At 46.4% G+C, this 23,670-nt stretch carries 24 protein-coding genes; 10 read left to right on the forward strand and 14 right to left on the reverse strand.

The genetic code is table 11. The features are described 5' to 3' along the window. The first annotated feature begins 135 nt into the window (after nucleotides 1-135). The 4 genes from C1A02_RS04125 (at nucleotide 136) to C1A02_RS04140 (ending at nucleotide 4,590) form a co-directional block, all read left to right on the forward strand. Complete coding sequence (locus tag C1A02_RS04125; protein ID WP_101696962.1) at nucleotides 136-1,332, forward strand: phosphoglycerate kinase; 1,197 nt, start codon at nucleotides 136-138, stop codon at nucleotides 1,330-1,332. Nucleotides 1,333-1,584: 252 nt separating this feature from the next. Further along, nucleotides 1,585-2,355 carry a triose-phosphate isomerase gene (tpiA, locus tag C1A02_RS04130; RefSeq protein WP_101696963.1) on the forward strand — a complete coding sequence of 257 codons (771 nt, stop codon included), beginning with the start codon at nucleotides 1,585-1,587 and terminating at the stop codon, nucleotides 2,353-2,355. A gap of 30 nt (nucleotides 2,356-2,385) precedes the next feature. Further along, nucleotides 2,386-3,900 carry a 2,3-bisphosphoglycerate-independent phosphoglycerate mutase gene (gene gpmI, locus C1A02_RS04135; protein ID WP_101696964.1) on the forward strand — a complete coding sequence of 505 codons (1,515 nt, stop codon included), beginning with the start codon at nucleotides 2,386-2,388 and terminating at the stop codon, nucleotides 3,898-3,900. 126 nt (nucleotides 3,901-4,026) lie between these two features. Further along, on the forward strand, nucleotides 4,027-4,590 hold the full coding sequence (locus C1A02_RS04140) for a hypothetical protein (protein WP_101696965.1): 564 nt from the start codon (nucleotides 4,027-4,029) through the stop codon (nucleotides 4,588-4,590). A 58-nt stretch (nucleotides 4,591-4,648) separates the two neighbouring features. Here C1A02_RS04140 and C1A02_RS04145 read toward each other — a convergent pair whose 3' ends face one another. Genes C1A02_RS04145 through C1A02_RS04160 form a run of 4 tightly spaced genes read right to left on the reverse strand, consistent with a single transcriptional unit; the run spans nucleotide 4,649 to nucleotide 10,048 of the window. Beyond that, entirely contained in the window at nucleotides 4,649-6,463 is a 1,815-nt protein-coding gene (locus tag C1A02_RS04145) for a serine hydrolase domain-containing protein (protein ID WP_101696966.1), read from the reverse strand. Then, on the reverse strand, nucleotides 6,460-7,704 hold the full coding sequence (locus tag C1A02_RS04150) for a competence/damage-inducible protein A (RefSeq protein WP_101696967.1): 1,245 nt from the start codon (nucleotides 7,702-7,704) through the stop codon (nucleotides 6,460-6,462). The genes C1A02_RS04145 and C1A02_RS04150 overlap by 4 nt, the downstream gene beginning before the upstream one ends. 28 nt (nucleotides 7,705-7,732) lie before the next feature. After that, nucleotides 7,733-8,902: a tRNA uracil 4-sulfurtransferase ThiI gene (thiI, locus tag C1A02_RS04155; protein ID WP_101696968.1), complete on the reverse strand. Its 1,170-nt coding sequence runs from the start codon at nucleotides 8,900-8,902 to the stop codon at nucleotides 7,733-7,735. Nucleotides 8,903-8,911: 9 nt separating this feature from the next. Then, nucleotides 8,912-10,048, reverse strand: coding sequence for a cysteine desulfurase family protein (locus tag C1A02_RS04160; RefSeq protein WP_101696969.1), 1,137 nt, complete (start codon nucleotides 10,046-10,048; stop codon nucleotides 8,912-8,914). Nucleotides 10,049-10,202: 154 nt separating this feature from the next. Between C1A02_RS04160 and C1A02_RS04165 the strand changes: the two genes are divergently transcribed. Next, nucleotides 10,203-10,640: a Fur family transcriptional regulator gene (locus C1A02_RS04165; protein WP_101696970.1), complete on the forward strand. Its 438-nt coding sequence runs from the start codon at nucleotides 10,203-10,205 to the stop codon at nucleotides 10,638-10,640. On the opposite strand, the gene C1A02_RS13435 is transcribed toward C1A02_RS04165, so the two are convergent. Continuing rightward, complete coding sequence (locus C1A02_RS13435) at nucleotides 10,641-10,880, reverse strand: hypothetical protein (protein ID WP_164997145.1); 240 nt, start codon at nucleotides 10,878-10,880, stop codon at nucleotides 10,641-10,643. Between the two features lie 80 nt (nucleotides 10,881-10,960). Here C1A02_RS13435 and C1A02_RS04175 point away from each other — a divergent pair, with 80 nt between their 5' ends. From C1A02_RS04175 to C1A02_RS04185, 3 genes are all read left to right on the forward strand, one after another. Beyond that, entirely contained in the window at nucleotides 10,961-11,623 is a 663-nt protein-coding gene (locus C1A02_RS04175; RefSeq protein WP_101696972.1) for a response regulator transcription factor, read from the forward strand. After that, complete coding sequence (locus C1A02_RS04180; RefSeq protein WP_101696973.1) at nucleotides 11,620-13,023, forward strand: HAMP domain-containing sensor histidine kinase; 1,404 nt, start codon at nucleotides 11,620-11,622, stop codon at nucleotides 13,021-13,023. Before C1A02_RS04175 ends, C1A02_RS04180 begins: the two co-directional genes overlap by 4 nt. A gap of 107 nt (nucleotides 13,024-13,130) precedes the next feature. Then, the gene (locus C1A02_RS04185; RefSeq protein ID WP_101696974.1) at nucleotides 13,131-14,012 is read left to right on the forward strand and encodes a hypothetical protein; all 882 of its coding nucleotides are present in this window, start codon (nucleotides 13,131-13,133) and stop codon (nucleotides 14,010-14,012) included. Nucleotides 14,013-14,092: 80 nt separating this feature from the next. Here the strand turns inward: C1A02_RS04185 and lexA are convergent, their stop codons facing one another. After that, nucleotides 14,093-14,680 carry a transcriptional repressor LexA gene (lexA, locus tag C1A02_RS04190; RefSeq protein WP_101696975.1) on the reverse strand — a complete coding sequence of 196 codons (588 nt, stop codon included), beginning with the start codon at nucleotides 14,678-14,680 and terminating at the stop codon, nucleotides 14,093-14,095. A 383-nt stretch (nucleotides 14,681-15,063) separates the two neighbouring features. On the opposite strand from lexA, the gene C1A02_RS04195 reads away from it, so the two are divergent. Further along, on the forward strand, nucleotides 15,064-15,807 hold the full coding sequence (locus C1A02_RS04195) for a M23 family metallopeptidase (RefSeq protein ID WP_101697476.1): 744 nt from the start codon (nucleotides 15,064-15,066) through the stop codon (nucleotides 15,805-15,807). Nucleotides 15,808-15,908: 101 nt separating this feature from the next. On the opposite strand, the gene C1A02_RS04200 is transcribed toward C1A02_RS04195, so the two are convergent. The 3 genes from C1A02_RS04200 to C1A02_RS04210 form a co-directional block, all read right to left on the reverse strand. Then, a complete protein-coding gene (locus C1A02_RS04200) occupies nucleotides 15,909-16,676 on the reverse strand; it encodes an SDR family NAD(P)-dependent oxidoreductase (protein WP_101696976.1) in 768 nt (255 codons plus the stop codon). Nucleotides 16,677-17,104: 428 nt separating this feature from the next. Then, nucleotides 17,105-17,392, reverse strand: a complete 288-nt coding sequence (locus C1A02_RS04205) for a hypothetical protein (protein ID WP_101696977.1) — start codon at nucleotides 17,390-17,392, stop codon at nucleotides 17,105-17,107. A 158-nt stretch (nucleotides 17,393-17,550) separates the two neighbouring features. Continuing rightward, complete coding sequence (locus tag C1A02_RS04210; RefSeq protein ID WP_101696978.1) at nucleotides 17,551-17,724, reverse strand: CopG family transcriptional regulator; 174 nt, start codon at nucleotides 17,722-17,724, stop codon at nucleotides 17,551-17,553. Between the two features lie 122 nt (nucleotides 17,725-17,846). On the opposite strand from C1A02_RS04210, the gene C1A02_RS04215 reads away from it, so the two are divergent. Continuing rightward, entirely contained in the window at nucleotides 17,847-18,263 is a 417-nt protein-coding gene (locus tag C1A02_RS04215) for a cupin domain-containing protein (RefSeq protein WP_101696979.1), read from the forward strand. A gap of 124 nt (nucleotides 18,264-18,387) precedes the next feature. On the opposite strand, the gene C1A02_RS04220 is transcribed toward C1A02_RS04215, so the two are convergent. From C1A02_RS04220 to C1A02_RS04235, 5 genes are all read right to left on the reverse strand, one after another. Beyond that, a complete protein-coding gene (locus tag C1A02_RS04220) occupies nucleotides 18,388-18,813 on the reverse strand; it encodes a hypothetical protein (protein WP_101696980.1) in 426 nt (141 codons plus the stop codon). Nucleotides 18,814-19,063: 250 nt separating this feature from the next. After that, nucleotides 19,064-19,564, reverse strand: a complete 501-nt coding sequence (locus C1A02_RS13310) for a DUF7948 domain-containing protein (protein ID WP_442338925.1) — start codon at nucleotides 19,562-19,564, stop codon at nucleotides 19,064-19,066. Nucleotides 19,565-19,573: 9 nt separating this feature from the next. After that, nucleotides 19,574-19,780 carry a hypothetical protein gene (locus tag C1A02_RS04225; RefSeq protein ID WP_101696981.1) on the reverse strand — a complete coding sequence of 69 codons (207 nt, stop codon included), beginning with the start codon at nucleotides 19,778-19,780 and terminating at the stop codon, nucleotides 19,574-19,576. A gap of 463 nt (nucleotides 19,781-20,243) precedes the next feature. Then, a complete protein-coding gene (locus tag C1A02_RS04230) occupies nucleotides 20,244-22,307 on the reverse strand; it encodes a DUF7948 domain-containing protein (protein ID WP_101696982.1) in 2,064 nt (687 codons plus the stop codon). Nucleotides 22,308-22,344: 37 nt separating this feature from the next. Then, nucleotides 22,345-23,082 (reverse strand): BclA C-terminal domain-containing protein, encoded by a 738-nt coding sequence (locus tag C1A02_RS04235; protein WP_101696983.1) that lies wholly within the window; start codon nucleotides 23,080-23,082, stop codon nucleotides 22,345-22,347. Nucleotides 23,083-23,670 lie beyond the last annotated feature (588 nt).

Raw genomic sequence — 23,670 nt, forward strand, 5'->3', positions numbered from 1 at the left:
TGGAAAAAGGCCATACATCTTGAAAAATAAGGAAAAATAAGATAGAATGAAACCAGATAATTAATTCTTTAACAAACTGGCTCAACGCCAGGCAGAAAAGCCGGGGGCTTATCAAATACGTAAGGAGTGCAGCTTATGAACTATCTGAACAAAAAAACCGTAGAGGATATTGAAGTTGCGGGAAAACGGGTGCTGGTCCGCTGTGACTTTAACGTTCCATTCGACGGCGAGGGAAACATTTCGGATCCCAAGCGGATTGACGAAGCACTGAAAACCATTCGTTATCTGATCTCCCATCACGCCAAAGTGATTCTTTGCTCTCACCTGGGCCGCCCCAAGGGGGAATTTAACCCCAAATACTCTTTGACACCGGTAGCCGAATACCTGTCAAAGGTTTTAGGGCAGCCAGTAAAAATGGCAGCAGATGTGATTGGCGAAAGCGCCAAATCCGTTTCGGCCTCTTTGCAGGACGGAGAAGTTGCTTTGCTGGAAAACGTGCGTTTCCATAAAGAAGAGGAAAAGAACGATCCCGAATTTTCCAAAGCCCTGGCTTCTTTGGCAGACATTTATGTTAACGACGCATTCGGCACTGCCCACCGCGCTCACGCTTCCACTGCCGGCGTTGCCGCTTACCTGCCTGCGGTCTGCGGTTATTTAATTCAGAAAGAAATCACCGTCATGGGCGGCGCTTTAGCCAACCCCAAGCGTCCTTTTGTTGCAATTCTGGGCGGTGCGAAAGTATCCGATAAAATCGGCGTCATCAGCAACCTTCTGGATAAGGTAGACACCTTGATTATTGGCGGCGGCATGGCCTATACATTTATGAAGTCTTTGGGTTACTCTATCGGTACATCCCTGTGCGAAAACGACAAATTGGAACTGGCTCAGGAAATGATGGCCAAAGCGAAAGACAAAGGCGTTAAGTTCCTGATTCCCCTAGACAACGTGGCCGCCGACAAATACGACGAAAACGCCAACCACAAGGTGGTGGATTCCGATAAGATTCCCGACGGCTGGATGGGTCTGGATATCGGCCCGAAAACACAAGAGCTGTTTACCTCTGCGCTAAAAGGTGCGGGCACTGTGGTCTGGAACGGCCCGATGGGCGTCAGCGAATGGAAAAACTTTGCTGTGGGCACCATTGCCGTGGCGAAAGCAGTGGCCGAAAGCGGCTCTGTTTCCATTATCGGCGGCGGCGATTCCGCAGCGGCTGTGGAACAGTTGGGCTATGCGGATAAGATGACCCATATCTCTACCGGCGGCGGCGCTTCCCTAGAGTTTTTAGAAGGTCTTGAGCTGCCCGGCATCGCCTGCCTGAACGACAAAGACTAATCATTCGCAAAGGGCAGGCAATGGTCTGCCCTTTCTTTGCAGGGTTTCCTGATTGTCGGGGCCCTTCACATACTTCTTTTCCACGGCAAACACTCCCGATGCATGAATTTACAAAACTGTGCCCCATATGGAAACCAGTGCGGCACAGGCAAGAAGGAAACGATTCTCTGTGAGTTACTATTTTAAAACAATGAATTTCATCTGCGGGCGGTAGTTCCGCCATAAAATTGATTGATAAAGGATGGGACGAAAATGAATAAACAACTGAGAAAAGCCGTTATTGCCGGCAACTGGAAAATGAATAAGAACCCTGAGGAAACCAAAACCTTGTTAAACGAGGTGCTTCCGTTGGTAAAAGATGCTGACTGCGAAGTGGTCGCCTGCGTTCCTTTCATTGATCTGATGGCTGCACTAGATGCCGCCAAAGGATCCAACGTAAAAATCGGCGCACAGAACTGCCACTGGGAGAAAAACGGTGCTTTCACCGGTGAAATCGCCGCCCCCATGTTGACCGCAGTGGGTGTCACCCATGTGATTATCGGCCACAGCGAACGCCGTACTTATTTTGGAGAAACCGATGAAACCGTAAATAAAAGAGTCCGTGCCGCGTTGGACGCAGGCCTGACTGTCATTTTGTGCGTAGGTGAAGCCCTAGAACAGCGGGAACAGGGAATCACCGAAGAACTGGTAGCTTTGCAGACCAAAATTGCACTGCAAGGCGTAAAAGAATACGAACTTTCCCGCGTTATCATCGCTTATGAGCCCATCTGGGCCATCGGAACCGGACGCACCGCCACCTCTGAGCAGGCCGGCGAAGTCTGCGGAGCCATCCGCGGCGTAATTGCACGTCTGTATAATCAAAAAGCAGCGGATGCCTTTACCATTCAATACGGCGGCTCGATGAACGCGAAAAACGCAGCGGAGCTGTTGGCTCAGCCCGATGTGGACGGCGGTTTGATCGGCGGCGCTTCTTTAAAAGCTGCTGATTTTGCAGAAATCGTGCGCGCCGCTTCTCAGGGCTAAGCCCCACCTGCATCGCGAAGGAGAATTAGAATGAAAAAACCCTTGATGTTAATGATTTTAGACGGCTTTGGCATTGCACCGGAATATGGCAACGCCATTGCCGCCGCAAAAAAGCCGAATCTTGACCGTCTGTTTCGAGAAAACCCCATTACTCAGATCGGTGCTTCCGGCATGGATGTGGGTCTGCCGGACGGTCAGATGGGAAATTCCGAAGTGGGTCATACCAACATAGGCGCCGGGCGCATTGTGTATCAGGAGCTGACCCGTATCACCAAATCCATTGCGGATGGTGATTTTTATGAAAATCAGGCACTTTTAAACGCGGTGAAAAACGCCAAAGAGAACGGAACCGCTTTGCATTTGGTCGGCCTTTTATCCGACGGCGGCGTGCACAGCCACAACAGCCATCTGTATGCACTCTTAGAACTGGCAAAGCGCCATGGCCTGACAAAAGTATTCGTACACGCTTTGATGGACGGCCGTGACGTGCCCCCCACCTCTGGAAAAGGCTTTGTCACCGATTGCCGGAACAAAATGCAGGAACTGGGCGTTGGCCGGATCGCCACTGTGATCGGCCGTTATTATGCCATGGATCGAGATAATCGTTGGGAACGAGTCTATAAATCTTATGCCGCCATGGTTTTGGGCGAGGGCGTGCAAAACACCGATCCGGTTCAGGCCGTGGAAAAATCCTATGCAGACGGCGTAACCGATGAATTTATTCTACCTGTCGTTTGCACCGAGGTTGGCCGGATTTCTTCCGGAGATTCAGTGGTGTTCTTTAACTTCCGCCCCGATCGGGCCAGAGAGTTAACCCGCGCATTTGTGGATCCCAAGTTCACCGGATTTGAGCGTCTCAAGGGATTCTTCCCCCTGACCTATGTATGCATGACCCAATTTGACGCCACCATGCCCAATGTACAGGTAGCGTTCCACCCCCAAAGCCTAAAAAACACTATGGGAGAATACCTTTCGGATCTGGGCAAAACCCAGCTGCGCATCGCAGAAACGGAAAAATATGCCCATGTGACATTCTTCTTTAACGGCGGAGTAGAAACCATTTATCCGGGAGAGGATCGAACTTTGATCAACTCCCCCAAAGTTGCCACTTACGATATGCAGCCGGAAATGAGCGCCTATCTGGTAACCGACGCTTTGGTTGAAAAGATCGACAGCGGCATGTATGATGTGATCATCCTGAACTTTGCCAACTGCGATATGGTTGGACACACTGGTGTGTTTGATGCAGCAAAGGCCGCTGTGGAAGCGGTGGATACCTGTGTAGGCCGAGTGATGGACGCTATTTCCAGACAAAACGGCGTGGCTTTGATTACCGCAGACCACGGAAACGCCGACAAAATGTATGAAGACGACGGTTCTCCCTTTACCGCCCACACCACAAACCCGGTTCCCTTCTGCGTGGTGGGATACCCCTGCAAGCTAAGGGAAGGCGGGCGATTGGCAGACATTGCCCCCACAATGCTGAAAATTCTGAATTTGCCGAAGCCCGCGGAAATGACCGGGGAAAGCATTATCATAGACTAAAGCACTGATATTAAAACAGAAAAAATCCACCGGTAACGCCGGTGGATTTTTATTTTTAACAATTTACATTCAGAAAGTTATATTGTTCCTTACTGCAAAAACCAATTGTGAAAAGGAGAAATCAAAATGAATCTAATTCTAGAAAGTATCGTAACCCTGATGGTTACTATTGCCGGAGTCGTCATCGGCGGACTCATCACATTAAAGGCCAACAGCATCACCAATGCACAGTCCTTAAAAAAGGAACATCAGCTGGCAATGCTGCAAAAAATTAAAGAACTTTTGCAGGCATGGCATTCTCACCTAGCGAAAGATGTGATCCAAAACTTCCAGCAGCAGAATGCAGCCCCTTGCATCACATTTTCCCTTTGCGATGCTTTACGTACTTTAATTTTATATTTTGATGCCAATCCATCTGTTTTGAAAACATTTCAGCCCAATTTTGAAAAATTGCGAAAGCAAGAGCTTTCACTTCAACTGGTTCGGGAAAAATGGAACTCCCAGCTTCTTATTCTAATGAAAAAATATGCTCTGCAAACTCCCGAAAGTCTGTATGATTACGAAGATGGCAGGAAGCTTTGGGATGATTATGCCGCCTGGATTCTGGAGATCCAAAAAGGCATCAACGCCATGATTCTGTCCATAGATCTTCACATTGAAAAATCTATATTAAATGAAAAATGGTTTTAATCCTTCCCCAATCATTTCACTTTCAAAAAACAATCAGTAAAAGCCGGGCTTGTCTGCCTTACAACGTACTTTCCAAATCCAGTGTTCCCCTGGCCTTGGGAACGGTAATGCGCCGCGCGTAACCGGCTAGCCGCTCTTCGTTCAGTTTTTCCACCAAAAGCTTTTCCAGCCCGCTGCTCCCCCCCACCAGATTCATCAAAAGCTTGGAAGCATTATCCACAGAAGGGATCTCTTGAAAACGAATCAGGATCCGATCTCCGCTAAAAATAAACTTCATCACACGGGTGTTGGGTGTTTCTAAAAAGGAAATGTATAGTTTTAAAACCGGGCGTCCGTCTTCATCCCGGGTCAGCCTTGCCACATTTCCCGTTACATAATATTCCCCGTTAATGTTCAGCACACTGCGGCGGGGTTCACCGTCCAATCCGGCTCGAATAATCTGCTTTCCGGTTTCATCTGTGAATTCTACCGTACAAAATCCCGGTGCAAAAGCAAAGGATACCCGCTGAATCGGGGGCAAAAAGCTATTCCTCACCACAGAAAAAATAAAGGGAAGAATCGTTCCATAGCTGTTTTTCAGTGTATAAGATCGCCCATTGAGCCGGGCAGCATCCGGGCTCAGCTTTGGCACCGGCTGCCGCGCAAACAGCGTCTGGCTGATTTTTTGCAGCAAGGTTTTCTCCCTGCGTTCCGGAATGGTATCTGGAAACAGCGCAAACGATGTTAAAGTTTGTTTTAAAGATCGCAGTCCATTGATGTTCTGCGGCAAAGGATCGGAAGAAAAGTTCTGATCATTGCCAAAATATTTCTGGATGATCGATGCACTTTCGTCCACAAACAGACTATGACTTCCGCTGGTGATGGCAATGACCATATCCAGATTCGGGATCACCACCACATACTGGCCGAACACCCCGTTAAATTGATATGAGCCCGGGATCGGAAACCCCCAAACATGATATCCATAGGTGGTCTGATGCTCCCCCATCACAGTTTGAATCCCCGCATCGGTGGATTCCTCTACCCATTTCTGAGATAACAGCTGTCGGGACTCCCCATTGACCGTCCATCTTCCTTTTTGCAGGTAAAGCTGGCCCAGTTTTGCCATATCTTCCGGACGCAAGAACAAACCCCAGCCGCCTTTTTCAATGCCCATAGGGCATTTTTCCCAAACCACATTTTCAATGCCCAACGGTTGGAACAGCCTAGGGGTCAGATATTCCACCAACCCTTGCCCCGTCGTTTTGTGAATCAAAGCACTGAGCAAATAGGAATTCATGCTGTTATAAGTAAATTCGCTACCCGGTTCATAAGCGCAGTCTGAATTCAGACACGCCTTAACCCAGTCTTTTTCAAAAATTGTGCTGACCTCATTAATGCGGAGACCCGCCGTCATGTTCAGCAGATGGCGAATGGTCATGCCCTCCATTTTGTGTTTGCGGAAAGGGGACGGGGGCATCCGATCGGACAAAAGGTCACAAATCCGATCATCCAGCGAAAATAACTTTTCTTCCACTGCCATCCCCACCGCCATCGCCGTCACTGTTTTAGAAAGGGAATACACCATCTGGGCATAAATTCCCGAATAAGGCTTCCAATGGGCTTGGGCAATCAATTTGCCATGACGCAGAACCACCACACTGTGCACGCTGATATCGGGGCATTGATCCAGTTCCCGAAAAAACAATTCCAAATATGCCGAAGGCACCCCTTGAGCCTCCGGTGTGGAACGCGGCAAGGGGTGTCTGGGCGGCTCCGCCGGATAACGGGGCTTTTCCGGCACAAAAGGATACGGCGTAATATTCCGCAAATCGCCTCGCAGGCTTTTAATCATCATATCTACCGTTTTGATTTGCGCCACCAAGTCCATCATAAAGGAAGATCCTCCAAACGGCGCCTGACCATATCCAGCGCAAAGGACGCTGCCGTATTCCGGTAATAGCTGCGGGGGCGGCGTTGGCTGAACACTTTCACCCGGCGGACAACCGTGCCTTTTTCGTCACACAGGCCCACATAAATCATCCCCACGGGTTTTTCTTCGGTTCCGCCGTCCGGCCCGGCAACACCGGTGATGCCGATTCCGATATCGCTGCCTGCCGCTTTACGGATCCCCTGCGCCATAGCAGCCGCCACCGGCTCGCTGACTGCACCGTGTTCTTCAAGCATCTCTTCCGGCACACCCAAAAGCTGGGTTTTGATGCGGTTGGCATAGGTAACCGCTCCCATTTCAAACACAGAGGAAGAACCGGGAATATCGGTAATCCGCTTTGCTAAAAGACCACCGGAACAAGATTCCGCCGTCGCAACGGTCCTATTCCGTTCTTTGAGCATAGCAACCACCAGCTTCTCTAAGCTGTCTACGTTAATTCCATAGGCATAGTCGCCAATGCGCTGCCGGATCTGTTCTGCCACCGGTCGGCACATTTCCTCTGCCTTTTCTGCGCTTTCCGCTTTGGCGGTCACCCGCACAAACATTTCGCCGTCTTTGGCATAAGTGGCAACCGTGGGATTAGAAGCATTTGTCATGTCTGACAACATTTCCGCCACCGCGCCTTCTCCCTGGCCGAACACATGCACATTCAGGGAATGGATGCTGGCGTTTTCCCGCTTCATTAAGAAAGGAATTCCGTAGTTTTGCAGCATGGGAACCAGTTCCGAAGGCGGGCCGGGCAGCATCATAATCAATTTGCCTTCTTTGGTCTCTACCACGCAGCCGGGGGCTGTCCCACGGTCATTGAGCAAAACCGTGGCGTTTTCCGGAAGCATCGCCTGTTTTTTCTGGTTTTCGCCCATATAGCGGCCGGTAAAATGTTCTTTCAGGCGCTTCATGCTCTCTTCGTGTTCCACCAATCGGGTTCCAGCACATTCTGCTATGGTTTCTTTGGTCAGGTCGTCCTCGGTGGGGCCAAGTCCCCCCGTGGTGATCACCAGGTCACTGCGCTCTAACGCCTGTACCAGCGCGCCTTTCAGGCGGCCGTTATTGTCCCCCACCGTACAAGAAAACATCATATCGATCCCCAGCTCGGACAAAGCCCGGGCTACATAGGAAGCATCGGTATTGATGGTCTGTCCGAGCAAGAGCTCGGTTCCTACTGATATGATTTCTGCTTTCATAGAATGACCTCTCCTATTCTTCCGGATTTTAAAATCCGATTTTCGTCAATCTTACTTCTGATACACATTTTTCAATGAGTGCTTCTGCATCCAAGCCCTTTTCCGCCTGCTCCACAAACTGAAGCTTGGGTTTGGTGCGGGGATGCTTCGGTGTAAATACCGTGCAGCAGTCCTCAAACGGCTGAATAGAAATATCAAACGTATCAATTTTGCGGGAAATGGAAATGATTTCTGTTTTATCCATGCCGATCAGCGGCCGGAACACAGGCATATCCACAGATGCATCCGTGCAGGCAATGGCACCCATGGTCTGGCTGGCCACCTGGCCCAAGCTCTCCCCGGTGATCAATGCTTCGCATCCGGCATCCCGGGCAATCCGTTCTGTAACCCGCATCATAAAGCGGCGCATGATAATGGTGAACAGCTCTTCCGGGCATTTGGACAGGATTTCTTCCTGCACATGGGCAAAAGGAACAATGCGCAGCATGGTTCGGCCGGAATATTCGCTGACCTTCGTCATCAAATCCACAACCTTCTGCTCGGCCCGTTCACTGGTATAAGGCGGGCTGGCAAAATGGACGGGAATCAGTTCGACACCGCGCTTTGCCATGCAAAAACCCGCCACCGGGCTGTCGATGCCGCCGCTGATGAGCAGCGCCGCTCTTCCGCTGGTTCCCACCGGCATTCCGCCGGCGCCGGCAATCACACCGCCGCGGATATAGGCACTAAAATCTCGCACCTCTACCGTTACCGTAATGTCCGGATGGTGCACATCCACCCCCAAATGCGGAAATTGCTTCATTAGGTATTCCCCAACCGTAGCAGAAATCTCAGGGGATTTCAGGGGAAACCGTTTATCAGAACGTTTGCTTTCCACTTTAAAGGTTTGGGCCTGCTCCAATTGATCCTTCAAATATTCACCGCTGGCTGCCAGAATGGATTCCATGTTCTTTTCTGCCACACAGCATCGAGAAAAAGCTGCAATGCCGAACACCTTGCGGATTTTGTCTTCCACCGCGTCCAAATCCACTTCACTTTGGGGCATAATGGTGATGGTGGACTGCGCCATGCGGATATCAAATTCCCCCAGCCGATTGATGCGGTGCTTTATATTTTTTAAAAGAGCCGCTTCAAATGTTTTTCGATTCAAGCCCTTTAGCACTAATTCGCCCAGCTTAATTAAAAGTATCTCTTTCATACAAACTCCTTAGGATTTTTTCACCAGCTGCTTTGTTCCCTGTTTTAATGCAGAAACAAACTCGCTGATTTCTTCTTTTGTGGTAAATCGGGAAAAACTGACCCGCAAAGAGGACTGCACCAAAACAGGCGAAAGCCCCATAGCCGTCAGCACATGGCTGGGTTTTGCTTTGGAACAGGCCGATCCGCTGGACACAAAAACTTCTTTTGATGCCAAAAAATGCAGCATGGTTTCTGCCCGGATGCCCGACACAGAAAAACTGAGAATATAGGGAACCGCATCTTTTGGGGAATGGATTACCACTTCTTCCATTTGTTCCAGCTGTTCCCGCAAAAACTCATTTAGCTGCCCAAAATGCTTTTCCAAAACAGATGCTTCCGGCAATGCAGCCGCAGCCGCGCCGAATCCGGCAATGGCCGGCAAGGGTTCGGTTCCCGGCCGCAGTTCTTTTTCCTGCCCGCCGCCGAACACCCGGGAAGGCAATTTTCCGGAACCGGACACATACAGCGCCCCGGCTCCCTTGGGCCCATGGATTTTATGGGAAGAGATGCTCATCAGGTCAATCCCCATACGGGAAGGACGAACCGCAAGCTTTCCAAAAGCCTGTATTGCATCCACATGCAAAAGCGTATGAAATTTTTTGCGCTTAATAGCCGTTGCGGCGGCTTCCACAGGAAGGCGCACTCCGGTTTCATTATTGACCAGCATCATACTGACCAAAATCGTATCATCCGTAATCGCCTGTTCCACCTGCTCCGGCAAAATATGGCCCTGCGCATCCGGCATCAGATATTCCACCTGAAAGCCATCTTTTTCTAACTGCTCCATTACATTTTTAACTGAGGGATGTTCTATTGCGGTAGTCACAATCCGCTTTCCCCAGCGGCTGTTTCGCTTTACCGCGCCGAAAATAGCCAGATTATTGGCCTCCGTCCCGCCTGATGTAAAATAAATTTCACCCGGGGAAACACCCAATTTGTCCGCCACAGCCTGACGGGCGGCAGTCATCTCCCGCTCCGCTTCAAAGCCCATGGTATGCAGCGAAGATGGGTTCCCATAGGTTTCTGTCATCATTTGCAGCGCTTTTTGCGCCGCCGGTTCACAAACGCGGGTTGTGGCCGCGTTATCCAAATAAATCTTTGTCAAGCCAAAAGCCTCCAACCGATCGAATCAGACCTTATTATACACGAAAAATTGCGAATAGTGAATACACGTCCGCTTGCATTTTTTGCAAATCCGCGCTATGATTGGGACATAAGGGACAAAGCTATCCCCTTTTCAGCAGTTAGGAGGAACCAAAATGGCGGAACTTAAAAACACAAAACAGCGCGGCGCCATTCTGCGTTTTTTAGAAAACAGCCCCGAGCCTGTCTCGGCTGAGGATATCTTTGTGCTGCTAAAGCCTTCTTTTCCTCAATTGGCCCTTTCCACCGTATACCGAAATTTAGAACGGTTTACTGCCAGCGGAATATTACAAAAAATTAATTTTGAAGATGGAATTATCCGTTACACGTTGGCAAAAGAACACGATCATTATTTAATTTGCACCGGATGCAGCAAAAAAATCCGATTGGATGACTGTCCGCTTTCTCCGTTAGAACTAAAACTGGCTCGTTCTACCGGGTTTGAAATTGAACGGCACAGCCTGACTATTTACGGAAAATGCCCCTGCTGCCAAAAACAAAAGGCCATGAAGCCAGAGCACTGTGCAGGCCGGTGTACTCATGAAGAAAAATGATCAAGATATAAAATAAATAGCAAAAAATTCATCGGCATCGTTATTGTAACGATGCCGTTTCATTTCGAGAAAGTACGAATTCATATGATACAAAAGCGGGGAACGCTTTCTATAAACCAAGATAAACGATAAATCCTGCCCCCGCCTGCACGCCATTCTTACTTGGGCAACGTCCAGCAATTGTTTTATTTTCTTCTTTTGCTGTTTTTCCACTAAACCGGCAGCAGGATAAAATAACATGCCGCTGTCTTTTGTTGACAAGTTCGTTACAAGTTTCGCTACAATAGAACCAGAGCTTCTTATGAAAGGCAGGTATTGCAATGGCAAAAATACTGGTGGCAGAAGACGAACAGGCTATCAATGAACTGATTTGCAGGAATCTTCATTTAGTCGGACATTCCCCCACTCCTTCACTAAACGGAAGCGATGCTTTGGAAAAAATACAAAACGAAGAATTTGACTTGGCGCTGCTGGATGTCATGATGCCGGGTCTTTCCGGATTTGAACTAAAGAAAAAAATTAGCAAAAGCATTCCCGTCATTTTCGTCACTGCCAAAGACGGATTATCCAGCCGACTGGAAGGCTTAGGCCTTGGCGCTGACGACTATATCATAAAGCCCTTTGAAATTTTGGAATTGCTGGCTCGGGTGGAAGCGGTTCTGCGGCGCACCAATAAACAGCAGCAAGTATTTGAGCATGCCGGGGCAAGGGTAGAATTAGACACCCATCAGGTGTTTGTAAACGGAAAAGAAATTACCCTGACCCCCAAAGAATTTGACTTATTGGAAGCATTGATTATTAACCGCAATTTGGCTTTGTCCCGTGACAAACTGCTGGAACTGGTGTGGGGGTTTGATTTCGAGGGCGAAAGCCGCACCGTGGACATGCATATTCTTCGCCTTCGCAAAAAGCTTGGGTGGGAAGATGTGATTAAAACCGTATACAAGCTGGGCTATCGGTTGAATGCGAGGAAATCAGAATGAACCATTTGCGTTTTTGGCAAAAAGCTTATTTTCTGACATTGCTGCTGTTTCTGGTTTCTTTGTTTGGTGGAATCTCTTTGATGGGCTGGCAGACCCAGCAGCACATGAAAAACAGTGAAATGGAAAAAGCAAGAAGCGAACAATACTTTATTGCACAAAACCTATCGAATGATTTGTCCAAAATTCAAAATAACCTTTCTTTGCGCGTGACAAGCCTTGCCAGTTCTTACGGAAAATATTACGCGCAGGACGACATTCTGCTTGAGCTAAGTCGGGATGGAGAAATTATTTTCACCAATCTGCCGGCCGATGCCAAAGAACACACGGAACTCTTGGGTCAAGAAGGAAAACAACATTGGATGATTCAGGATTTTCATGGAACGCAATACAGCATTGTCTTCAGCAGTTTGCCGGATGGTTTTGAAAATTACACGTTAGTCTGTGCCCGCAGCATGGCCCCCTTTACCACTATGTGGAATCAGATGCGTCATACGCTGGTGATAGGAAGCACTGTAGTTTCCGTTCTATTGGCCATGGGATTATTTTTCATCCTGCGCGGCATCACCAAACCATTGGAAAAACTGACCGGCACTGCGAACCAATTTGCCGGGGGAGATTTCAGTGTTCGCGCTGTGAAGAACGGAACCGATGAAATAGCCAATCTGGCAGAAAGCTTTAACGCAATGGCCGATGCCGCCGAACAGAATATGGACGAAATTCAGCAAATCGCAGAGCAAAATGCCCGGATGGCCGCCAATCTGTCTCATGAAATACGTACTCCTTTAACGGCAATTCAAGGCTACGCTGAATATATGTGTCTGGCGGAATTAACTGATGAAGAGCGGCACGACTCTCTCATCTACATCATAGACGAAAGCGCACGGCTGCAAAAAATCTCTCAGCGCATGCTGCAATTATTTTCTTTAGAATATGTAAAAACGGAACACACACCCATTGATTTGGCAAAGATTATTCGTCAGGTAAGCTTGTCCATTGCTCCAAAAGCAGAACAATCCAACATTTTATTGGAAATCGCCCCTGTACCAAAGATTGAAATATTGGGTGATGATATCTTATTAGAAAGTCTTTTTACCAATTTGCTGGATAATGCCATCAAAGCTTGCACAAAAAACGGAAAAATTCAGCTGGATACAAAACAGGAAGAAAAACGAATCACAATCACAATTACGGATAACGGCTGTGGATTGAGCCAAGAGGAACTGGACAAATTAGGGGAACCGTTTTACCGCGCGGACAAGTCCCGCAGCAGCTGGAAAGGCGGAGCCGGATTAGGGGTGGCGCTCTGCTATCAAATTGCCCGGCTTCATCAGGCAACCCTTCATTATGAGTCCGTCCCAAAGAAAGGAACCACCGTCACACTGAAGTTTACAGCTTTGTGACAAGCTCCTGTTTTTGTCGTGATATTCCCTTGCTACACTATCCGCAACGAAACGCAAAAAGTATTCTCGTTCTTTTTTTGCTTATCGTTTTGAAAGGAGTGTCCGTAATGAAAGAGAAAAGAAAAACCAATGGAATCTTATTTACACTGGGGATTGCCGCTGCCCTAATCGCTTCATCCGCCGTAATGCTTAATGCATCGCTGGCCCGTGCTGCGACGCAGGACACAAAACAGATTCATATCGAGTCCATCCCACAAGCCTTCCCGATGGCGGCCTCTGATACGCTTTCTGCCAATTTGAACTTCATTGTGGATATGCAGGGAAACAAAGCGCCTGCCGATGGAGTCACCGCACAATATGCTGTGGCAGTAACCTCTGAAATCGCAGAGCGTGTCTATGGCAAGCCGCTCAAGGGGCGGGTATTTGTCACGCTGCAAACCGATAACAGAACCAGACGGGGGCCATATTGGAGCCTGGACGCAGAGACGGAAGGCGGCTCTGTTTTATGCTGGGTGGACATCGAAACAGGAGTGGATGTTCACAGTCAATTTATCGAAACCGAAACTGATTGGCAATGGTTCGACGAATGGAACGCAGAAGACGCAGATAAGAAAAGAGCCGAAATTGAGAAAGAAGAAGCTGCACTGCGTGAGAAATCCGGATCTTCTAAAGAAGATCTGACGGCCTTATATCAGGCAAAACGAAAGGCCATGCTGAAATACGCAGAATCCATGGCAAAAGAACCTCATGGAAAAAAAGCGGTTGAGCTGGTAAACACACTGGGCATTGGCGACGGTGCCAAAGCGCTGTCCGGCGCAATTATGATGAACGGCACACTGGGATTCAACGACAATTACCAAAATTACTATATTGTTGAAGTGAAGCTGGACAACGGAACCTATGTATTTTTAGATCTTTCCGTAGATACCATGCGGGTATTGGGGTATGAACGATCTGATGTGGATATGGCTCAATCCATCTACGGCTGAACACGGTATAACACTAAAAAAGAGAAAGAACCCGGTGAACGCTGCTGCGTAAACCCGGGTTCTTTTAACATACAATAAATTTAATAATAACGGTAAACGGAAACCACTCGCCCCAAAACCAATGCGTTTTGAGAAAAAATAGGAGAAAATGCAGGGTTTTCCGGCTGAAGGCGAATGTATTCCGGCTCATAGAAAATCCGTTTCACGGTGGCCTCGTCGTCAATCATCGCCACCACAATCTGGCCATTTTCTGCGGTGTCCTGCCGGTGAGCAATGATGTAATCTCCATCCAGAATTCCTGCGTTTTTCATGCTGTCCCCCTGCACGCGCAGGGCAAACATCTCTTTTTCGGGAAAGCGATGCCCCACCATGGGCAGATAACCTTCGATTTCTTCCAGCGCCAGAATCGGCAGGCCCGCGGTAACCCGGCCCAAAATCGGCACACGGCACACTTTTTCGACCCCTTCAATATGAATGGCCCGGTTGAGCCCGGCTTCTCTTGTGATGTAGCCCAGTTCTTCCAGCGTTTTTAAATGCAGGTGAACCGTAGATGTAGATTTTAATCCGGTCGCTTTGCATATTTCCCGTACAGAAGGCGGAAGGCCGTACTGCGCCCGATCTTTTAAGTATTCATAAATCTTTTTTTGACTGCTGCTTAGCCCTTTCATACCGTTTCCTCCCAGGTATTCTATGTTCGTTTATTATAGCATAGTTGCTTTTCATTTGCAAACAAACGTTTGAGATTTTTTGCATTTTTTTCGAACTTTCTGCCTTTTTCCTGTAAATTTGATGCAAAATCACTGACAGCAAAAGTTAAAAGAATATTCATAGCGTATTAACAACTGTTTTGGCAATTCTATTTATAATAAGATTGTATTCAAACGATGGAGCCGCACCATCAGAATACAAGTTCTACCCTCCTCAATATACCCCTCAAGCTAACGAAAAAAGACCGAATCAATTGGGTTCGGTCTTTTTTCTTTTTTCTTTTGCATTTCCGGCATATTTGATGATTTTTCTGGTCAAAATATCAGCGGAGGTGCTTTACAAGATGAGCAGTCTGCATTTTAAATCAGAAAATCAATCCCCAAAGAAAAACAACAAAGGCTTTTATATCGCGCTGGGCGTTTGCCTGGTTGCCGTTGGCGTAGCTGCCTGGACAACGTATGACAGTGTGGTAAAGTATGCCAACCCTGAGGACACGTCCTCTTATTCCGCTTCGCCGACCGGGCGCACCCAATCCGGAGTTTACGCCAGCAGCCAGCCGGCAGAGGTTTCTTCCCAGCCGGAATCCACTGCACCGGCTACCTCGGCTCCGGCTGCTTCGTCTAAAGCACCGGAACAGCCCGCTTCAAAAGCGGAAGAGCCCGCAAAAGAGACTGCGGCAAAGCCCGCATCTTATGTCTACCCTGTGGGGGAAACCGTTACGAAGAATTTTAGCGGAGAGAATCCCATCTTTTCAGACACAATGCAGGATTGGCGTGTTCATTCCGGCATTGACTTTGAGGCAAAGATAGGAGATCCGGTCAAGGCCATTGACGCCGGTAAGGTGACCGACCTGTATACCGACGGCAATTTGGGCAATGTTCTGGTCATTGAGCACAGCGACGGAATCGTTGCTTCTTACTGCGGCCTGGGTGATACCATGCTGGTGAAAAAAGGCGACACGGTAAAAAGCGGACAAAAAATCGGATCCGTTAATGTGGTTCCCATCGAGTCGGTGGAAAAACCCCACCTGCACTTGGAAATCCAAGAATCCGGAAAGCTGATTGATCCCCTGACCTTGTTCAAATAAAATAGAATAGTATTGTGAATGAAATACAGCGTTTCTAAAAAAGAGAAACGCTGTATTTCGTTTGCCCGTCTTTTGCCCAAAGCAGCAGACGGGCTTTTTTATTAAATGCAGGTATACCCGCCATCCACCGCAATGTTCATTCCGTTGGTGTAAGAGGAAGAAGAGGAAGCCAAATAAATTACTGTGGAATCCAGTTCGCCTTCTTTGCCCCAGCGGCCTATGGGCACTGCGTTTTTGGCAAAATTCTGAAACTCTTCGGTGCCCATCAAATCCTGTGTCAGTTCCGACTCAAAAAAGCCGGGGCAAATGGAGTTGACTGTGATGCCATGCTTCCCCCATTCGGCGGCCAGAGCCCGGGTCAGGTTCACCACGCCGCCCTTGGCCGCGTGATAGGGCGAAGTCGGCGTGGCCATGCTGCCCACCAAGCCATACATAGAGGCAATGTTTATGATTCGCCCATACTTCTTTGGAATCATTTCTCTGCCGAATTCCCGGGCAACCTTAAAGACACTGGTTAAATCCAGATTGACCACCCGCTCCCACTCTTCGTCGGGGGTATCTTCCGCCGGTGATACAGACCCGGTTCCGGCATTATTCACCAAAATGTCTACCTTGCCGTATTCCGCCATTACCGCAGAAACCGCCGCCTTGATCTGTTCCGTGTCGGTAACATCGCAGGGAACCGGCAGGCATTTGACGCCCAATGCACGAATCTGTTCGGCAACTTGATCCAGTTTCTCTTTGCGGCGGGCTAAAATCGCCACATCTGCCCCTTGACCAGCCAAAGCTTTTGCCATCTGCACCCCTATGCCGGAAGATGCACCGGTCACCACAGCCACTTGTCCAGTTAAATCAAAGTAAGATCTCATAATACTATGCCTCCTTTTATTATGGGCGATCTGAAAAGTTTAAACCTTAGGGTAATTTTGCTGCAAAGCACATCTTCTGTGCCCCAAACACTCGAAATACATGGTGTATTCCTGCACCTTTTGGCTGGCATCTGTTTCTTTTGAGCAAATTCCCGCCGGTTTTTCTTTTTTCAGAAATGCCCTAAAATCATTTGATTTTCTCAACCCTGCGGTTGAAATGCCGCAAAAGTATCAAAAATCTTCTACTCCAAAGTAAAATTTTGGATTGTTTATTATTATACTATATCCTTCATTGTTTGCATAGTATCTCATCAAATTCACAAAAAATAAAATAATTTTCATTGCAATGTTCGGTCTGGTTCTTTTACAGAAAAAAGATAGAGGGATTTTCCGCCCTCTATCACCTAAACTTGCAGTATGTTTTTTGCCTATTTTTGATGAATTCCCTGCTTAACCAGTATTTCCAGAAGAGCCGACAGCATGCTTCCGTCCACAATCAACTCATAGCGGCTTCCCTCTTGGCTGCGGCATAGGTGAACCGCCTGCAAAGCCGCAATCCGACGGCGGCTTTCCGGCTGTACTTTCAGTTGGTATTCTTCGCCGTTAATCTGCAATAAAACGGTGCAGCTGGCCGAAAACGGCTCCCTGTGGGCATACTCCGCAAGCTGGCGACAAAGCTGTTCATATCTCTCTGGTTTTAACTGCCGAAGAATCATAATGACACGTTCCTTTCCCTTTTAAAAAGTCGGTTTCCCGGCAGAACCTTGAAAGGAAACGCGGTGTATGGTAAAATATTTACACCGTGGTTCCCTTCGGGTAACTGCCGGGTTGGTTGGAAGCGGCGTTTTTCTTTGTGGGAGTGCGCCGCTTCTTTTCATTTTTCATCGGACAAAAGTAAATCAACTGCCCTTCGGACTGCTTCTGCTCTTGTAATATTGTGCCTTTGGCAATAATCCAATAGCTTTTGATTAACGCCTTCTACAAAACGCACTTTTACTTCAACGTTTTTGGGGTTGTCTACTTTTGGCCGTCCTGTTCTGGGACTCAATATATCACCTCACTTTTAAGGACCCATAATATGACTTTACTATTCGGGTCCTTAAAAGTCAGTGATTCGTAAAATAATCTCACAGAATTTCCATCTATTTTCGATAGAAAGGGCTGAATGAAATGAATGATAGCGGCAATCCAGTTATTTTCCCCAGAGGGCCAGAGCTTTCAGACGCCCTTCGCCCCTATTTTATCGGCGAGGGATATCTTAGCAGCCTGATACCCGGCGGCACGGAATACAACTGCTCTATTTCTAATGTTACCTTTGAGCCGGGCTGCCGAAACAACTGGCACAAACACCCCGGGGGCCAGATTCTGTTGGTAACATACGGCAGGGGCTGGTATCAGGAAGAAGGAGGGCCTGCCCAGGAACTGCACGCCGGGGACGTGGTAACAATCCCTTCGGGCATCAAACACTGGCACGGCGCGGCCAAAGACAACCGGCTGATTCATCTGGCCGTCAGCACCAACCTGAATCTGGGGCCAGTGGAATGGCTGGAGCCGGTTACCGACCAAGAATATGAGAAACTGAAATAGAGAACGTTTCCTCGAATATCATTTTTAAAAATACTTTCATAGAAGAAAAGGAGAAGGGGACAGCCATGGCTGTCCCCTTCTCCTTTTCTTCTATGAAAAATCCACTGCGGTAATTAATAATCGCCTACAAAATATTTATTTTCTTCTTAAAAAATAGTGATCCCCTATGTCTGAAATATTTTGTTTCTATTTTGCTTTTCAAAAACTCTACAACTGCCTTACGGTTAAAAACAATGAATTTGTATTTTTCCCCATGATGTGTTAGTATCCAAAAACAAGAAATGATACCCAATAGTGCTCTTTTCTTCAAAACTTCACTGATATCGCAATAATCTATTTTAATGGTTGAAGCACCCAAAGTAGTTGTAAAAACAATACTTTTTTCATCAAAAAATAAAAAACCTGAATCAGGATTTATTATCAATGGGATATGAGTTGCAGCAATTTTTTTGCCAATATAATTTTCCATATCTAAAAATTTGACCTCCACTAATATAAAGACAATTACATTCCAGTTGACCGTACAAAATGGAACATCTTGAATTATCATTTTCATTATTCTTTGCCATTATATAAATATTATGAAGTATAACATACAAAAAATAGGCTGAAACAGATACACTTTTGCATCTATTTCAGCCTAATAATTTTGGTGGAACTGGAGAGACTTGAACCAACAGAATTCCCTGTTTTTTGCTTGTTTTCCTATCGAAACGACAAAGTTTTTGTTGATATTTAGCTACATAACATTCAATAAATCCAGTAATTGAGCCATTTTTTAAATGTTTGCAAAAAAGATTTTATCTGTGCAAACACAAAATCGGGTAAAGGCCACTGCAAATCCAATAAGGGCTGTTTGAAAAGCACCAGGCGTGGCCGGGAAGTTGACCAAGCCGGTATACCCCGTCACATAGGCACATCCCTGCGAATTTACAGCAACGTCGTTTCCCAAGCTCTCGGTGCTGCCCCTCCAGATACGTTGTGAATTGCAGGACGGGGCCAATCACAAGGGATAGTTGGGGATTATATGCACCACTGAGTTCAAATCCAACATCAAGCGCGCCATTTATCGGTAGGCGCACCTTTTCCGCATCTATTTCCTGATACGTGAATGGGACGGGATCAGTCAGCGTGCTGAGCGCGTGATGGATCAGAAGACTTCCTGTATTGTCCAGCTCCAAGCTGTTCGCTCCCGCCCAACGCAGCTGAATAGAGGATACCTGGGCTGGATTTTCAAGCACCCAATTCATTTTCAGACCGGTTGCGCCGCCATAAAGCTCCAGCGACACACCGTTTCGCAGTTCTTCGCTTCAATCAAGAATTTTATCAGGAGCGCTTGGCAGCCCTACTTGTTCCAACTCCACCAATGTGATTCTGTCTGAAGAAAAAAATCCCTTGCGGCCCTGAACATGTGTGGAAAAATAGGCCCGCTCGTCTTCCTGCCCTTGATTTTTTATAAAAAGTATCGGCAATCGTGTCCGATTATTTAATATCGAGTTTGTTTCGGTCGCTGCCATTGGCTACACCTCACCCTTTAACCTGTTGCTGTGATTATGATATGCGTGCATGGGCTGCTACCTTCGAGACAGAACGCAATACAATAGTAATGTATGCCGTTTCTACCATGATGCGCGCAATATTGATATCAGCATAGCAAATTTGATAGGCATATGACATGAAACACGCCTATTTAAATTACACAGCATATATTGGTAAAAGCATAATGGCCAGAGTGCCTGTTTGAGCTTTGAGAGGGTCACGCGACGATATAAATATATTCAGCTATGTTTATGGATGTTGGAAGGGTCTATGTTATGAGCCATGAAATCTTGCAGATAGAGCGATTAACGGCAGGAAGCGTCAATACCAATATGGAATGTGGATCGAACTATAAAAAGCCGCTAATTGCGGCTTTTTTGCTGTAAAGTTCTAATAATTTTACAAAACTTAGCGAGAATTCCATAGGACTAACGTAAATAGTCAAAGCTTTTTTATCATAACAGAGGCTTTTGCAAACATCGGAAACAACGTGCGGTATACATACGCATCCGATCCACCGATTTTTTTCGTTTGAAATGCACCTTCCGTAGCAGGAAAATCGGTTGATGTTGTAGTGCCTGTAATATAAATGCTATCATCGACACCTTTGGCAATTCCATATGCGACATCGCGAGTATCCCCACCAATTAAAGTTGATACAATAAATGAGCTTCCATCTTCTGATATCATTGTAATAAAACTCATATAGGCACCTAAAAAGGGCATAGACCCAACCCAAGGCGTTGTGGGAAAATCAGTAGATGTTGTTTCTCCTGTTACACATATTCTATTCTGAGAAGTCAATACTAGACCACGACCGTATTCCCCATCACTCCCCCCCAACAAAGTGCAATAAACTAGATTGGTGCCGTCTGAATTTAATTTAAACACATAAGAATCATAGTCGCCTAATCTAACCGTTTGCGCTGCGCCAGATGTCACGGGGAAGTTAGATGAAAATGTGTAACCGGTCACATAGGCATTTCTTTCATCATCAATACAGATACTTATACCTTTGTCATTTCCATTTCCTCCTACAAGCGTCGAGTAAACAAGGCTGGAACCGTTTTCTGAAAACTTAGTAACAAAGATATCATTTTCGCCTTGGTTAGTGGTTTGAAACGCCCCAGAAGTTATCGGAAAATCAGTAGACTGAGTTTGGCCCGTAGCATAAACACAGCCCTGTGTGTCTATTGTTAGGGAGTCTACACTTGTTGTGCTATTACCACTAAGATAGGTGGAATAGACCAACGCTGATCCATCTGTGAAAAGCTTGGTTATAAATCCAACAATATTGGCATTTTTAGTCTGTTGGAAGGCTCCAGAGGTAATAGGAAAATCGGAAGATATTGTTTCTCCTCCCACATATGCAAATCCACCTTCATCCACTGCGATAGCACTGCCGTAATCACCAGCAGTCCCGCTAAGATAGGTAGAATATACCAAACTTGAACCATCCTGTGAGAGTTTCGTTACAAAAACATCGTTCAGTCCTCCACCAACTTGTTGAAATGCCCCCGGTGTTACAGGAAAATCTGTTGCATCCGTTGTACCGGTAATATAAGCAAAGCCAGCACTATCAACTGTGATAGCGTTTCCATATCCTTTGCCATTTGTCCCGCTAAGATACGTGGAGTAAATCAGATGGCTTCCATCCTCACTAAACTTGGTAACAAATACCGCCTCCGAAGCACCAGCCCGTGTCGTTTGGAATGCGCCAGGGGTTGTGGGAAAATCCGAGGATGTTGTGCGACCAGTAACATAAGCACATCCCATGTTATCCACTGAAATTGCTTGCCCCGTTTCATAGCCATCACCACCAAGTAAAGAAGCATAGGGTAACAGCGGGTCGATAACAAGGTCATAAGATTGGTTATAATCAGCCTCTAACAAAAAGCCATATTCATACTCACCGTGCATGACATAACTGCAAGGTATATCTATGCGATTACCGTTTATAACTTGATAGGCGACAGGAGTATCTTCTTCAATAGTACCGTGGTCGTGCGTAATTAGAAGCTTCCCGTCATTCCTAACGAATAAGCTGTTCGCTCCGTCATAATGCAATCGAATATCTTTCGGATTAGCTCCAGAGGCAACAATCCAATTCAGCTTTATACCTTTTTCGCTGTGTTCCATAATTAGATCGATACCAGTCCAAATACCGTTGTATTTTATCCCGTCATATGTGGGGACATTGCTTTTCCAGCGACTTTTATCATTGCCAATAAAATAATTGATCTTACTATCCTTTGGTTCAACACCAGTTATTAAAGGGCTGTCATTAGCGTTCACAAACCCTAAAGATAAAGCGATTCCTAAAGATTTATCCTCCGCTCCATCGACGTTCTTCAAAAGCATAGAGCTAATGATTTGTGTCTTGGTAAAATAAAACTGAGTGTCCTTTGTTTTAGAGCTAAATGCTACATCATCAGAATATTGCCCGTGGTTTGGAATAAATAATGACGTTTTTTTATACGCCGCTTCAATTTTATTGGAGTTCATGCTGTATTTCCTCTCGTTCTAATAATTGTTTAAAGAGTTAATCAATACGCAGGGTTACTACATCACCCGCATTTAATGTTAAAATTGCAGAATTTGAATGCTCGCCAATCTGATTCAGTGAAGGAATCGTTGTAGAAACTGCCACTATACCATTAACCGCGATTGAAATAAAAATATCCGCAGGTTCTGCTAATACAAAAGTGTAATATATCTCATAATCTCCGTCCTCCAGGATATTAATTTCACTCGTTTCAACCATATGAGTAATATTTTTAAGGGGACCGTTATTCAAAAAGGCTACGTCGAATCCCGCTTGAGCCACGTGGGCCGATTGTGAAACAGGTGTATAAACATAGCCGTATGCCTCTTCGGCAATTTCGATATCCTCAGTGACAAGCAACGACCCTTGTAAGGGTGCTTGCTGGTTGAAATAAAAAGGCTGTGGCGCTATATTTTTTAATGAGACTTCCAATGGCTTAAGCTCACTTTCCACTGTAAATATCCCAAATCCATATACTTCACTGATTTTTAGGGGTGACGCAGCAATCCGCATCTCACCGTCTGAAGACACTAATGCAAAAGAAGCCCCTACATTAGAAAGAGATGCTTGGGTAGACAACCACCAATGAATGATATATCTGCCAGGCCGCGTGATTGTAATAATGCCGGTATTGGAATTATAGTTGATATTTCCCGTTGTATATAAAGTTGTATCGAACAATACATTTTCGTTAGAAGGTATTGCTGATACTAATTGTTCAGCAGTCAGCTGCATAGTAATACTTCCCATAGAGATAGTTACCCATCCTTTCATTAATTACTACATCATATGATTGAAATTAACAACTTGACATATCGGACACTAAAAGAAGAAGGATATTGAACGCATAACGGCCTGCGTCGCTACGTGAAAAAACTTAAATGCTTAAATCTTCCTAATAAGCAGACGTGCATAATTTTTTGAGCTATTCATGCATAATGAAGCTACACACATTGAAATTCCACGTCTGTTACATATGCAGGATATTCTCATAGAACAAGGCAAAGCATGTTCTCCTATATAAGTCCGGCTCAAGGATACGGGTAATGTGCGCCACCCTGTGCACAGTTCGTCCGCTTCGGGAGAGCTCTTTGTCATATATTTTTAGTTCATTTTGATTCCCTCGCTTTTGTTGAATTTTGGATGTTAAAAAGGCTGTAGTTTTATCTCTAAACCCTCGGATAATAATGGGGAAAACTAGATTTTAAAAAAGGGCGCCGCTTTTTGAAGGGCATTTCTGCCGGTTCAAAAAGGGCACCACTCGGTTTTCATATTAATTGCTGTTTTTGGGTCGATTCTGTCGTTTTATCCGCTTGCGCGTTC

This window comes from Clostridium minihomine (assembly GCF_900240385.1).
Classification (GTDB): domain Bacteria; phylum Bacillota; class Clostridia; order Oscillospirales; family Acutalibacteraceae; genus Faecalispora; species Faecalispora minihomine.